General features: G+C 54.6%; 11 protein-coding genes and 1 pseudogene. 10 read left to right on the top strand and 2 right to left on the bottom strand.

Features of this window, described 5'->3' with window-relative positions; genetic code table 11:
• The first annotated feature begins 124 nt into the window (after positions 1-124).
• Positions 125-2,515 carry a DNA topoisomerase (ATP-hydrolyzing) subunit B gene (gyrB, locus tag CYJ98_RS10595; RefSeq protein ID WP_101756186.1) on the top strand — a complete coding sequence of 797 codons (2,391 nt, stop codon included), beginning with the start codon at positions 125-127 and terminating at the stop codon, positions 2,513-2,515.
• 80 nt (positions 2,516-2,595) lie between these two features.
• Here the strand turns inward: gyrB and CYJ98_RS10590 are convergent, their stop codons facing one another.
• Positions 2,596-3,225, bottom strand: coding sequence for a hypothetical protein (locus CYJ98_RS10590; protein WP_101756187.1), 630 nt, complete (start codon positions 3,223-3,225; stop codon positions 2,596-2,598).
• Positions 3,226-3,340: 115 nt separating this feature from the next.
• Positions 3,341-4,369, bottom strand: coding sequence for a tRNA preQ1(34) S-adenosylmethionine ribosyltransferase-isomerase QueA (gene queA / locus CYJ98_RS10585; RefSeq protein WP_101756188.1), 1,029 nt, complete (start codon positions 4,367-4,369; stop codon positions 3,341-3,343).
• 355 nt (positions 4,370-4,724) lie between these two features.
• Between queA and accB the strand changes: the two genes are divergently transcribed.
• The 9 genes and pseudogenes from accB (at position 4,725) to fhuB (ending at position 14,049) form a co-directional block, all read left to right on the top strand.
• On the top strand, positions 4,725-5,177 hold the full coding sequence (gene accB / locus CYJ98_RS10580; RefSeq protein ID WP_101756189.1) for an acetyl-CoA carboxylase biotin carboxyl carrier protein: 453 nt from the start codon (positions 4,725-4,727) through the stop codon (positions 5,175-5,177).
• A gap of 71 nt (positions 5,178-5,248) precedes the next feature.
• Complete coding sequence (locus tag CYJ98_RS10575; RefSeq protein WP_039862547.1) at positions 5,249-5,443, top strand: YqaE/Pmp3 family membrane protein; 195 nt, start codon at positions 5,249-5,251, stop codon at positions 5,441-5,443.
• Positions 5,444-5,471: 28 nt separating this feature from the next.
• Positions 5,472-6,833 carry an acetyl-CoA carboxylase biotin carboxylase subunit gene (gene accC, locus CYJ98_RS10570; RefSeq protein ID WP_101756190.1) on the top strand — a complete coding sequence of 454 codons (1,362 nt, stop codon included), beginning with the start codon at positions 5,472-5,474 and terminating at the stop codon, positions 6,831-6,833.
• Positions 6,834-6,900: 67 nt separating this feature from the next.
• A pseudogene (locus CYJ98_RS10565) lies at positions 6,901-7,692 on the top strand (aminotransferase class I/II-fold pyridoxal phosphate-dependent enzyme); the annotation flags it as partial.
• Between the two features lie 145 nt (positions 7,693-7,837).
• On the top strand, positions 7,838-8,686 hold the full coding sequence (locus tag CYJ98_RS10560) for a TonB-dependent receptor plug domain-containing protein (protein ID WP_234395600.1): 849 nt from the start codon (positions 7,838-7,840) through the stop codon (positions 8,684-8,686).
• On the top strand, positions 8,658-10,046 hold the full coding sequence (locus CYJ98_RS10555) for a TonB-dependent receptor (RefSeq protein ID WP_234395599.1): 1,389 nt from the start codon (positions 8,658-8,660) through the stop codon (positions 10,044-10,046). The genes CYJ98_RS10560 and CYJ98_RS10555 overlap by 29 nt, the downstream gene beginning before the upstream one ends.
• A 215-nt stretch (positions 10,047-10,261) precedes the next feature.
• Complete coding sequence (locus CYJ98_RS10550; RefSeq protein WP_045074339.1) at positions 10,262-11,026, top strand: ABC transporter ATP-binding protein; 765 nt, start codon at positions 10,262-10,264, stop codon at positions 11,024-11,026.
• A gap of 150 nt (positions 11,027-11,176) precedes the next feature.
• Positions 11,177-12,088: an iron-siderophore ABC transporter substrate-binding protein gene (locus CYJ98_RS10545; protein WP_234395598.1), complete on the top strand. Its 912-nt coding sequence runs from the start codon at positions 11,177-11,179 to the stop codon at positions 12,086-12,088.
• The gene (gene fhuB / locus CYJ98_RS10540) at positions 12,082-14,049 is read left to right on the top strand and encodes a Fe(3+)-hydroxamate ABC transporter permease FhuB (RefSeq protein WP_101756192.1); all 1,968 of its coding nucleotides are present in this window, start codon (positions 12,082-12,084) and stop codon (positions 14,047-14,049) included. The genes CYJ98_RS10545 and fhuB overlap by 7 nt, the downstream gene beginning before the upstream one ends.
• Positions 14,050-14,115 lie beyond the last annotated feature (66 nt).

Raw genomic sequence — 14,115 nt, 5'->3', positions numbered from 1 at the left:
AATATTCCAGCAAAATCAGGTATAATTGCCTATTATTTTGACCTTTCGGAACACATCCGCCGCGCCCGTTTGACATTTCATTGCGCGCACGGAAAAATTCCTTGAAATTCAGCAAGAAAAGACCATGACTGACCAAAAACACGAAGAATACGGCGCCGACAGCATACAAGTGCTGGAAGGCTTGGAAGCGGTACGCAAACGCCCCGGTATGTATATCGGCGACACGCAGGACGGCAGCGGCCTGCACCACATGGTGTTCGAGGTGCTCGACAACGCCATTGACGAAGCGCTCGCCGGACATTGCGACAAAATCACCGTAACCATCCATGCCGACAATTCCGTCAGCGTGGCCGACAACGGCCGCGGCATGCCGACCGGCATCCACCCGAAAGAAGGCCGCTCCGCCGCCGAAGTCATCATGACCGTCCTGCACGCAGGCGGCAAATTCGACAACAACAGCTACAAAATCTCCGGCGGTCTGCATGGCGTGGGCGTATCCGTCGTCAACGCGCTGTCCGACTGGGTAACGCTGACTATTTACCGCGACGGCAAAGAACACTTTGTCCGCTTCGTGCGCGGCGAAACCGAAGAGCCGTTGCGAGTAGTCGGTGATTCCGACAAAAAAGGCACGACCGTGCGTTTCCTCGCCAGCGCAGAAACCTTCGGCAACGTCGAATACAGCTTCGACATCCTCGCCAAACGCATCCGCGAACTTTCCTTCCTGAACAACGGCGTGGACATCGAATTGATTGACGAACGCGACGGCAAACACGAAAGCTTCGCCCTCTCCGGCGGCGTGGCTGGCTTCGTGCAATACATGAACCGCAAAAAAACGCCGTTGCACGAAAAAATCTTCTACGCGTTCGGCGAAAAAGACGGCATGAGCGTCGAATGCGCGATGCAATGGAACGACAGCTACCAAGAAAGCGTGCAATGTTTTACCAACAACATTCCGCAACGCGACGGCGGCACCCACTTGACTGCACTGCGCCAAGTGATGACCCGCACCATCAACAACTATATCGAAGCCAACGAAGTAGCCAAAAAAGCCAAAGTCGAAACTGCCGGCGACGATATGCGTGAAGGCCTGACCTGCGTTTTGTCCGTCAAACTGCCCGATCCGAAATTCTCATCGCAAACCAAAGACAAACTGGTTTCCAGCGAAATCGGCCCCGTCGTCAACGAAGTCATCAACCAAGCCTTGACCGACTTCCTTGAAGAAAACCCGACCGAAGCCAAAATCATCACCAGCAAAATCGTCGATGCCGCGCGCGCACGCGAAGCCGCCCGCAAAGCACGCGAAATTACCCGCCGCAAAGGCGTGATGGACGGCTTGGGCCTGCCGGGTAAACTTGCCGACTGCCAAGAAAAAGACCCTGCCCTGTCCGAACTCTACCTCGTCGAGGGCGACTCCGCAGGCGGCTCCGCCATGCAGGGCCGCGACCGCAAATTCCAAGCGATTTTGCCGCTCAAAGGTAAGATTTTGAACGTCGAAAAAGCACGTTTTGAAAAAATGCTGGCCAGCCAAGAAGTCGCCACGCTGATTACCGCTTTGGGCGCAGGCATCGGCAAAGAAGAATTCAATGCCGAAAAACTGCGCTACCACCGCATCATCATCATGACCGATGCCGACGTAGACGGCGCGCACATCCGCACCCTGCTCCTGACCTTCTTCTACCGCCAAATGCCCGAGCTGGTCGAACGCGGCTACATCTACATTGCCCAACCGCCTTTGTACAAAGCCAAATACGGCAAACAAGAGCGCTATCTCAAAGACGAATTGGAAAAAGACCAATGGCTGCTCGGTTTGGCCTTGGAAAAAGCCAAAATCGTTTCAGACGGCCGTACCATCGAAGGCGAAGAACTTGCCAACACCGCCAAACAATTCCTGTTGGCCAAAACCGTCATCGAGCAAGAAAGCCGCATCATTGACGAACTCGTCCTGCATGCCATGCTGCACGCTTCGCCGGTCGACCTCAGCACAGCAGAAAGCGCAGACCGCGCCGTTGCCGAATTGAGCGGCCTCTTGGACGAAAAAGAAGTTGCACTCGAACGCATCGAAGGCCACGAAGGACACCAGTTCATCAAAATCACACGCAAGCTGCACGGCAATGTGATGGTGAGCTACCTTGAGCCTAAGTTCCTCAACAGCAAAGCCTACCAAACCCTTACCCAAACCGCCGCCGCACTCAAAGGCATGGTCGGCAAAGGGGCGAAGCTCTACAAAGGCGACAACGAATACGACATCGACAGCTTTGAAGCCGCTTTGGACATTTTGATGAGCGTTGCCCAAAAAGGCATGTCCATCCAACGATACAAAGGCTTGGGCGAGATGAACCCGGAACAACTTTGGGAAACCACGATGGATCCTACCGTCCGTCGCCTTCTGAAAGTGCGCATCGAAGACGCCATCGCCGCCGACGAAGTGTTCGTTACCCTGATGGGCGACGAAGTCGAACCGCGCCGTGCCTTCATCGAAAACAACGCCCTGCTGGCACAAAACATCGACGCCTAAGCATGGAAAGATAAAAGGCCGTCTGAAAAACGATTTTCAGACGACCTTTTTGTTTTTTTATTTTATTCACAATATTCTTTTTATAATCCAAAGTCCGATAACTTTTTGTGTTTACTTTCAAGTAAATCATGAATAAATTGTGGTTCTATTTCTAATAATGATTTTACAGTATCATGGATTTCCCAATACCGTTTACTTGGATAGTCAATAATATGCTGTAGATATTCTTTAACGAGCGGCACATACTCCATAAACTGCATTTTCGTAACCAGCCAAAACAACTCACTGATAGAAAAATCTGCCGATGATGCTTTACGAATAATTCTAACCACAGGAGGAAAGATTTTCTGACGTGCATCATCACCTTTTTGCTGACTCTGATCTGCTTTAGATGCCCAGTAACTGATAAAAGCAGACAAGATATGCCGATCTGTATCATCATAACCATGTAAACGATGATCAATCATTCCCTCTGTCTCCCCTTTCTCAAACATCAAAACCAAAGTATCAAAGCCTTCATCAATACCCCAGTGAGCAAGCAGGCGTGCTGAATCAAATTGCAATACCTCATTTTCATTGGATAGCAATTCAATTAATCCATCTATCCTCTCTTGCGGCACATCCTCCAAGTCAAGCTCTTCTGGAATCGTCGTATAGTCCACATTTTCAGGTACGCTATACAGCAAAAAATCTATTTTTTTCTCATCCATTAATTTGACCCTTAGGCAACTTACTTAAGCCGCGTATTCTAGTAGAGCGTTCCAACTGATTCGGAGTCGGGACAACCCAAATAACCAGTTTGAAACGCTCCAATCCGCTTCAAATTTATTCCGCTTTCCCCAAAATCATCGCATCGCCATAGCTGAAAAAGCGGTATTCCTGTTCCACCGCATGACGGTAAACGCTGCGGATATGCTCCATGCCCGAAAACGCGCTGACAAGCATCAGCAAGGTTGATTTGGGCAGGTGGAAGTTGGTAATCAATCGGTCGGCAACATTGAAGCGGTAGCCCGGCGTAATGAAAATATCGGTATCGCCGCGACCGGTTTTCAGACGGCCTGTTTCGCGTGCGGCGGATTCCAAGGCGCGCATGGAGGTTGTGCCCACTGCCCACACTTTATTGCCGCGCGCTTTGGCGGCTTCAACGGCGGCAACGGTCTCGGCCGGTACATCAAACCACTCGCTGTGCATTTTGTGTTCTTCAATTTTATCGACGCGCACAGGTTGGAATGTGCCGGCACCGACGTGCAGGGTCACTTCCGCGGTTTCTACGCCTTTGGCTTTCAGACGGCCCAACAATTCATCGGTAAAGTGCAAACCTGCCGTCGGCGCGGCCACTGCGCCTTGATATTTGGCGTACACGGTCTGATAGCGGCTGTCGTCTTCATCATCGGCCGCGCGTTCGATATAAGGCGGCAAGGGCAGATGGCCGTTTTGCTCTAAAAGTTCGTAAACGGTTTGCTCGCCTTCAAATTTCAGGCAAAACAATTCTTCCGCACGCTCCATCATGACGGCACAGATATCGCCTTCAAAAATCAATTCTGTACCCGGTTTCGGCGATTTGGACGAGCGGATATGCGCCAATGCGGTATGCGCGTCCAATACCCGTTCAATCAGGGCTTCGATTTTGCCACCGCTGGCTTTTTGGCCGAATAGGCGCGCCTTCATCACTTTGGTATTGTTAAACACCAGCACATCGCCCGGTGCGACATAATCGGGTAAATCGCCGAAATATTGGTCTTCAATCGGCAATGTAGGCAAGGCAACCAGAAGCCTGCTGCTGCCGCGCACTTCCGGAGGATGCTGGGCAATCAGTTTTTCGGGCAATTCAAAATCAAAATCGGAAATATCCATTGTCGCGCATACTTTAAAAAAACAGGCGCCATTATACGCGCAAAGTTGGTTTTCAGACGGCATGTTTTGTCGAAAAACCAATAAATTAGAATAAACGCTCTTGAAAAAATCACCTTTTAACGAAAATCAGCGTTCCTTTCTTTTTTCGCCGAAAAACGCCTTTTTTCTATCTTTTACTGGACATTTACCGACAAGTTCGGGAAAATAACCAGATTCATTTCTCAGGCTCCGCCCTGTTCCGACATTATTTAAACGCCGGATGGCAAACCTGCCTTCCAACGTCTCAGGAAATCATCTAAAACCACAGCGGCGCATACCCAATATGCACTTTATGCCGCGCTAAAAAGGAAAAGCAATGGATTTGCGTAAATTAAAAAAACTGATTGATTTGGTCGAAGAATCAGGCATTGCAGAAATTGAAGTTACCGAAGGCGAAGAAAAAGTCCGCATTACGCGTACCACTGCCGCCGCAGCTCCTATTTATGCTGCTCCGGCACCTGCCGCAGCCGCTCCGGTTGCCGCCCCTGCTGCTCCGGCAGCCGCTCCAGCAGCCGCCCCTGCCGCTCGCGATTTGTCCAACGCGCAAAAATCGCCTATGGTCGGTACTTTCTATCGCGCTCCCGGCCCTAACGCCGCTGCTTTCGTCGAAGTCGGCCAACAAGTCAAAGCCGGCGATACTTTGTGCATCATCGAAGCCATGAAGCTGATGAACGAAATCGAAGCCGAGAAATCCGGTGTCGTTAAAGAAATTCTGGTTGAAAACGGTACTCCGGTCGAATACGGCGAGCCGCTCTTCATCATTGAATAATCCGTTTTTTCAGACGGCCTTTATCTTTAAGGCCGTCTGAAATTCCTTTTTCTGTTCATTAAGGACAAACCATGCGTCTGATTTTGGCTATTTTCTTGCCATGGCTTCAGTTTTTCACCATCGGCCGTCCATTTGCAGGCATCATCTGTCTGATTCTGCAATGTACGCTGGTTGGCTGGATACCGGCAGCCATGTGGTCGGTTTACGCCTTGAGCCAATACAAAACCGACCAAAAAATCCGCAACGCATTAGGCGGCCGCCAATAGGCCGTCTGAACCATCCGGAAAGATTATCATGCTGAAAAAAGTATTGATCGCCAACCGGGGCGAAATCGCCCTGCGCGTCCTGCGTGCCTGCCGTGAAATGGGCATCGCCACCGTCGCCGTCCATTCCGAAGCCGACAAAGACAGCCTTCACGTCAAACTCGCCGACGAATCCGTGTGCATCGGCCCTGCCACATCCGCACAAAGCTACCTCAACATTCCCGCCCTCATTGCTGCTGCCGAAGTCACCGAAGCCGACGGTATCCACCCCGGCTACGGCTTCCTCGCCGAAAACGCCAATTTTGCCGAGCAAGTCGAACAATCCGGCTTTGTCTTCATCGGCCCTAAAGCCGACACCATCCGTCTGATGGGCGACAAAGTATCCGCCAAACACGCCATGATTGAAGCCGGCGTGCCTTGCGTTCCCGGCTCTGAAGGCGCATTGCCAGACGACGGCGACGAAATCCTCAAAATTGCCGATAAAGTCGGTTATCCCGTCATTATCAAAGCCTCCGGCGGCGGCGGCGGTCGCGGTATGCGCGTCGTCGAGAAAAAAGAAGACCTCCTCCAGTCTGTTGAAATGACCAAAGCCGAAGCAGGCGCGGCATTCGGCAACCCGATGGTTTACATGGAGCGCTACTTACAGCGTCCGCGCCACGTTGAAATCCAAGTGATTGCCGACGAACACGGCAACGCCATCTACCTCGCCGAGCGCGACTGCTCCATGCAGCGCCGCCACCAAAAAGTCATCGAAGAAGCACCTGCTCCGTTCATCACTGAAGAAGAACGCGCCAAAATCGGCAAAGCCTGTGCCGACGCTTGCAAACGCATCGGCTATCGCGGCGCAGGTACGTTTGAATTCCTGTACGAAGACGGCGAATTCTTCTTTATCGAGATGAACACACGCGTTCAGGTTGAGCATCCGGTTACCGAGCTCATCACCGGCGTGGACATCGTCCAAGAGCAATTACGCATCGCATCCGGCTTGCCTTTGCAATACAAACAGGAAGACATTCAAGTCGAAGGCCACGCGTTTGAGTGCCGTATCAATGCCGAAGACCCGTACAACTTCATTCCAAGCCCGGGCCTGATTGAAAGCTGCCACCTGCCCGGCGGCTTCGGCATCCGCGTCGACAGCCACATCTACCAAGGCTACCGCATCCCTCCTTACTACGACAGCCTGATCGGCAAAATCTGCGTCGTCGGTAAAGACCGCGACCAAGCCATGGCAAAAATGCGCGTAGCCCTTGCCGAGCTAGCGATTACCGGCATCAAAACCAATACGCCGCTGCACCGCGACTTGTTCAGCGATCCGGGTTTCCAAAAAGGTGGTGTCAGCATCCACTACTTGGAACATTGGTTGGAAGAACGCAAAGCCAAACAGGATAAATAATCCTTTGTTTTGACTAAAAATCAGGCCGTCTGAAACGCAAAATAAAGTTTCAGACGGCCTTTTTTAAGGCGAAGCAGGCTTCTTCAAATACCACGTGGACTTTGACGCGCTGGAAAGCCTGCCCGAACTCAAAGCAGGCAAAATCGGCGCGATTTGCTGTTCGCGTCCGACCAACCCGACCGGCAACGTGCTGACCGACGGCGAAATGGCGCAGCTGGACGCTTTGGTGCAAAAACACGGCATTCCGCTGATTATCAACAACGCCTACGGAATGCCGTTCCCCAACATTATTTACAGCGACGTGACGCTCAACTGGCACGAAAACATCATCCTCTGCTTCAGCCTTTCCAAAGTCGGCTTACCGGGCGTACGCACCGGCATCATCGTCGCCGCGCCGGAAGTGGTCAAAGCCGTCAGCAGTCTGAACGCGATTGTGAACCTGTCGCCTACCCGCTTCGGCGCAGCCATTGCAACGCCGCTGTTGCGGGACGGTCGTCTGAAACAGCTTTCAGACGACGTCATCCGGCCGTTTTACCGCAATCAGGCACAAACTGCCGTCTCGCTGCTCAAGCGCGAGCTGGGCGCATATCCGCTGAAAATCCACAAGCCCGAAGGCGCGATTTTCTTGTGGCTCTGGTTTGAAAACCTGCCCGTTTCGTCGCAAACCCTGTACGAAATGCTCAAAGCCGAAGGTACGCTGATTATTCCGGGCGAGCATTTCTTTGTCGACATCGACACGCAGGATTACCCGCACGCGCACGAGTGCATACGCATGAGCATTGCGCAGGACGCGGAAACGCTGGAAAAAGGCATCGCCGCCATCGGCAAGGTGGTGCGCGGTTTGTACGATGCGGCGTAAACGGTAAAGTTGATAGCCATTCAGTCAAAAGGTCGTCTGAAAACAGTTTCAGACGACCTTTTATCATTTATTTATTTTTTTTTGAAATAAAATTAATTTTCTTTTAAAATTAACCGTTACGATCGACTTTTGAAAGAAAATACAAATGACTAAGCCCGCTTCCAGACTCAGCATCCTCAGCCTCTCCCTCCTTGCCGTTTCGGCGGCATTTGCCTCAGACGAACCCCAAGCCCGAGAAATCGACGAACTCGAAACCATCACCGTAACCGCCAGCGCGGACGCATCCAAGGGCGGTTTGATTCCTGCATTTAAAGGCGGACAGGTGGCGCGCGGCAGCCGCGTGGGTATTTTGGGCAATAAAAAAAACCTAGAATCGCCGTTCTCCAATACTGCTTACACCAATAGGCTGATTCAAGACAAACATGCGCGCAGCGTCGGCGACGTACTGCAAAACGACCCGACCGTCCGCGTTGCGCGCGGTTACGGCAATTTTCAGGAAGCGTATTTCATACGCGGCTTTGCCGCCGAATCGGACGATACCATGTACAACGGCCTTTACGGCATCCTGCCGCGCCAATACATCGCCACTGAGCTTTTCGAACGCGTGGAAGTCCAGCGCGGCGCATCCGCCTTCTTAAACGGCATGGCGCCGGGCGGCAACAATATCGGCGGCACGGTATCCGTATTGCCCAAACGCGCGTCCAATGAAGGATTGAACCGGCTGACTGCCAATTACGGCGCGGGAAAACGCGGTGGTTTGGCAGCGGACGTGGCGCGCCGTTTCGGACAAAATCAGGAATTCGGCGTGCGCGTCAATGCGGCGCACCATAACGGCAAAACCGCAATAGACGACGAAAAGTCCAAACTCAGCCTGGTCAATGTCGGCCTAGACTGGCGCAATGAAAATGCCCGCCTGTCCGCCGATTTGGGCTGGCAGGACAACAAGCTCAAAGCCACGCGTACCAATGTTACCCGCCGTGCCGGCCGCGCCTGATGCCTCGTCCAACTGGGCGCAGCCGTGGACGTATTCCAACGAGCGCGACTGGTTCGGCACAATGCGCGGAGAATACGATTTCAACGACAACCTGACTGCCTACGCCGCCTATGGCTTCCGCCGCAGCAAGGAAAACAATTCTCTGGCAAACCTGACTGTCCGCAATGTCAACGGCGACGGATCGATTTACCGCTTCGACAACGCGCGTAAGGATAAAATCGACACGGGCGAAATCGGTTTGCGCGGCAAATTCAATACGGGCGCGGTAGGGCACGAATGGACCGCCGCCGCCAACCGGTTCCAATCCTCGCGCAAAAACGCTTACATAATGGATTGGGGCAACCAATATACGACCAACCTCTACAATCCGTCCCGCTATCCGCAACCCGCAGCCGCCAACCCGCTGTATTCGGGCAACGACATGGGCAATCCTGCCGTTACCGGCAAAACACGTCTGACCAGCTTCGCCTTGGGCGACACCTTCAGCCTTTGGGACAAACGCCTGCAATTCATGCTAGGGGCGCGCTGGCAGCAGGTGCATAACAAGGCTTACGCCTATAATACGGGCGCGCAAACCGAAAATTACAAAAAATCGCGCCTCAGTCCCTCCGCTGGCGCGGTGTACCGCATCACGCCGAATTGGTCGGTGTACGGCAACTATATCGAAAGCCTGGGACAAGGCGCGACTGCAGGCTCGACTGCCTCCATCAACGGCCGGGTCTACGCCGTCAGCAATACCGGCGAATCGCTCAAACCCTATGTTTCCAAACAAAAAGAAATCGGCACGAAATTTGAAGCTAACGGCTTCGGCGCGGGATTGGCCCTGTTCCACACCGACAAACCGCGTTCGCTTTACGTTGCCGAAAGCAACAACACCGCCCGCTTCACCTCCGAAGGCAAAGATCGCCACCGGGGCGCGGAAATTACCGTTTACGGGGAAGTCGCACAAGGTGTGAGGCTCTTGGGCGGCATTACCCTGCTCGATGCCAAGCAGAAATCTACCGGCTCATCTTTAACTGACGGCAAACGCACCATCGGCGCGGCTAAAGCCCAAGCCAACATTGGCTTGGAATGGGAAGTGCCGAAAGTGCAGGGTTTGGCATTTGACGGACGCATGGTTTACACCGGTTCTTCCTACGCCGATGCGGCCAATACGCTTAAAGTCGGCGGCTGGACGCGCTTCGACATCGGCGCGCGCTACCACACCCAAATCGGCAGGCATGAAGCCACCTTCCGCGCCCGCCTCGATAATGTTGCCAACAAGAAATACTGGGCATCCGTCGGCGGATACCCTAACAGCGGCTACCTGAACGCCGGCGCACCGCGCAGCTTCACCCTGTCGGCTTCGGTCGATTTTTAATGGACGGGCGGCAAACGGCCTCCAACGGTCCAAAGGTCGTCTGAAACGTTTTCAGACGACCTTGGAGCATGGGGCGTCCGACTTTGCCCTACGCTTTCGGACAACCGCCGTAAAACTCCGCCTTTGCGGCATCGGCACCGACAACGGGCAATGGATTTTGCCGCTCCGCCGCTTTCTCCGAATAACGTCAAACCCACCAAAAGGTCGTCTGAAACGTGTTCCAAATCCAAAACGCCACCTTCGCCATACCCGGACGCTCGCTGCTGCACGACATCAGCGTCAACTTTTCCCCTAACCGCGTGTACGGCCTCATCGGCCATAACGGCTCAGGCAAATCCACGCTGTTGAAACTGCTCACCCGCCAGCATGAACCCGCAGGCGGCAGGATATTGCTGAACGACAAAGAAATACGCGCCTATTCCGCCCGCGCATACGCCAAAGAAGTCGCCTATCTTCCGCAGCACCTGCCCGCCGCCACCGCGCTGACCGCGCGCGAGCTGGTTATGATGGGGCGTTATGCCTGGAGCGGGCTTTTAGGGCGCACGAACGATGCGGACAGACAGGCGGTGGAACAGGCGTTGCGGCTGACGCATACGGAAAAATTTGCCGATCAAATCGTCGATACGCTTTCGGGCGGCGAACGTTCGCGCGTCTGGCTGGCGATGTGCCTGGCGCAGCAAAGCCGCTTTTTGCTGCTGGACGAACCGCTTGCCGCTTTGGACATCGCCCACCAAATCGACGTGATGGCACTGGTGCGCAAGCTGTCTCGCGATTTGGGTTTGGGCGTCATCATCGTCATCCACGACATTAATCTGGCGGCGCAGTATTGCGATGAACTGGTTGCGCTCAAACAGGGACGGCTATTAAAAACGGGCAAACCCGCCGACATCATGACCGCAGAAGTGTTGAAAGACATTTACAGCGTCGATATGAACATCATCGCCCATCCTGAAAACGGCCGCCCCGTGGCATTGCCTTGACGCAGGCAAGCCGTCCTGCCGCATAAGCTCCGACCATAAAATCCGCCACCCGAATCCAAACCGGATGACATTGCAGACCATTGTAGAATACCTGTATCCGATATGTTTCAGACGACCCTTTATTCAAAAACCGAAAGACCTTCCAAGCTGATGTCCCACCGCTTTTCAGACGACATTCCCCGCCTTGCCGCACGGCTGTTTTTTACCGCCGCCCTCCTGTTTTCCCTGCCTGCACCCGCCGCACCGCGCGTGGCGACTTCGGACTGGACGGTCGCCGAAACACTGACGGCGATGGGGCATCCGCCCGTCAGCGTCGCTGACCGCCGCGTGTACGATACCTGGGTGAACCATCCTCCGCTGCCCGCTGCCGTCAAGGAAGCGGGGCTGCGCTTCCAGCCGAATTTGGAGCGGCTGTATCAGATAAAGCCTGATTTTTTCGTGCAATCTTCCTGGTATGCCGCCGCCAAGTCCCAGTTTGAAAAAATCGCCCCAGTACGCGAAGTGGATTTCGGCACGGCAAAAGGCATCGAATATGCCCACACGGTCAAAGCCACGCGCAGGCTGGGTAAAATCATCGGCGACCCTGCCGCTGCCGAAAAGCTGATTGCCGGTACGGAAAACCTGTTTGCCCGCGCCAAACCCGCGCTTTCGGCATATCGCGGCCGCCCGTTTGCGGTGGTGCAGTTTGCCGACGGGCGGCATTTGCGGATTTACGGCAAGACTTCGCTGTTGCAGGCCGTGTTCGACAAATTGGGGCTAAACAATGCCTGGACGGGCAAAAGCAACGAATGGGGTTTCGAAAACATCACGTTTTTAGATTTGGCAAAGCTGCCGCCGAACACGCTGCTGATCATCGTCAAACCGCATCCTCAAAATACACGTACAACGCTCGAAAAAAGCGCGCTTTGGCAACGTCTGCCGTTCAGCCGCCCTGCAAACCGCCGCATCTTCGAGCCGTCGTGGAGCTACGGCGCGCTGCCATCCATGCAGCGTTTCACTTTGCAACTGATGCGTTCGATGTCGTCTAAAAACCCGTCCGCACAAAAGGAAGTCGCATGGTAAAGATTTTCAGACGACCCCTGCCTATCCTTGCCGCCGCGTTGGCAATATCGTGCGCGCTGACGGCGTTTTGGATATTGAAGCTGGAATGGACGCTGCCGTGGCTGCGGCTGTTTGACCGTCCCGACAGCCTGCCTTTGGACGCGCTGATGGTGCAGAACAACACCCTGCCCCGTATGGCGATGGCGCTGCTCGCAGGTGGCAGTACGGCGATGGCGACCATGCTGATGCAGCAGTTGATGCGTAATCCGCTTGCATCCGACAGTACACTGGCAGTCAGCAGCGGCGCGCAAGCGGCTTTGGTGGCGGCGACCGTGTTCGCCCCTTCCTTCCTTGCCTACGGCACGTCTGCCGTGGCGTTTGCCGGCGCAGCGGCGGCTTTGGGTGTGGTATTGCGGCTGTCGGCACGGCGCGCCCTGCAACCGCTCAGCGTCGTGCTGGCGGGTTTGGTGGTCAGCCTGTATCTGGGTTCCCTCACCGGTATCGTGATGCTGTTTTTCAGCGAAGAGACGCGCGGCGTGATGCAGTGGGGCAGCGGCTCCCTGGTACAGGACAGTTGGCGCGATACGTTGGGGCTTTTGTGGCGGATTGCTGTTGCCGCCATACTTACCGCCTTTTTAATCAAACCGTTAAACATCATGAGCCTGGGCGACACGCAGGCGGAATCGGCAGGCATACCGGTGAAGAAAATCCGTCTGCTGTCTTTGGCGGTTGCTGCATTTTTGAGTGCGGGCGTGGTCGGCTTTGTCGGCATGATGGGCTTTGTCGGATTGGCGGCGGCGACGCTGGTGCGGCAAATGGGCGTACGCACGCTGTCCATGCGCCTGATTTGTTCCTTCATCGTCGGCGCACTGCTTTTGATGCTGACGGACAACGGCCTGATGCTGCTGAAACACTACCGCGGCACCGATCTGCCCGCCGGCGCTGTAACTGCCCTCGTCGGCGCGCCGCTTTTGTTGTGGCTGACGGCGAAAGCACCTCCGCGTCCTTCGTTTCAGACGACCTCCGATATTTCAACCGCCGCGCCGCATGTCCCGCGCCTCTTGCGTTTTCTGCTGCTTATCGCCGTCGCCGTATCGGTATTGGCGTTTACGGTCGGACGCTATGACGAAACCCTGCGCCTGACCATAGACCCGGAATATTTCGTATTCCGCTACCCGCGCGTGCTACTCGCCGCCGCCACCGGCACTATGCTCGCGTTGACCGGCGTCATACTGCAAAGGCTGACGCAAAACCCGATGGCGGGACCCGAACTCTTGGGCATCAGCTCTGGAACGGCATTCGGCGCGATGTCGGTAGTGATGCTGTTCGGCATTACCTCGGGCAGCGGCTGGTTTTGGCTGACAGGTATCGTTTCCGCTCTCGTATCCTTGGGGCTGTTGATGCTGTTCAACCGCAAAAACGGATTTACTCCCGAAAAAATCCTGCTTACCGGCATGGCGCTGGCCGCACTCGCCGATGCCGCCATCCGCATTTGGATGGCAACCGGCGATTTCCGCGTACAACTGCTTTTATTGTGGATGTCAGGTTCGACCTATCAGGCAACGCCCGAATCCACCCTTACCGTCAGCCTCCTCGCCGCCGCCTCGCTCCTCCTCATCCTCACGCTGCAACGCTGGCTCGGACTGCTCAGCCTGAACGCAACAATCGCCCGCTCCGTCGGCATCAACGTCCCCCTCGCACGGCTGGTGCTGATCGTCTCAAGCGCAGCGTTAACTGCCTTATCCACACTGCTTATCGGCCCCTTGAGCTTCGTCGGACTGCTTGCGCCGCATCTGGCCCGTATGCTCGGCGCACGCCTGCCCAAACAGCAACTTGCCGCCGCCGCACTCATCGGCGCATCGGTTATGATGACGGCCGACTGGCTGGGCAGGCAGGTAATGTTCCCTTACGAAGTCCCCGCCGGAATGATGGCCACGCTCATAGGCGGCGCATATTTCATGATGATGATGCGCAAGCTTTAATGCGAACAGAGATACAAAAAGGTCGTCTGAAAACAGTTTCAGACGACCTTTTTGTTTAACATGTTT

The organism is Neisseria perflava, from assembly GCF_002863305.2.
GTDB lineage: Bacteria > Pseudomonadota > Gammaproteobacteria > Burkholderiales > Neisseriaceae > Neisseria > Neisseria perflava_A.
Note: the sequence above shows the minus strand (reverse complement) of the source record. Positions and strands in the feature narration are given on the sequence as shown.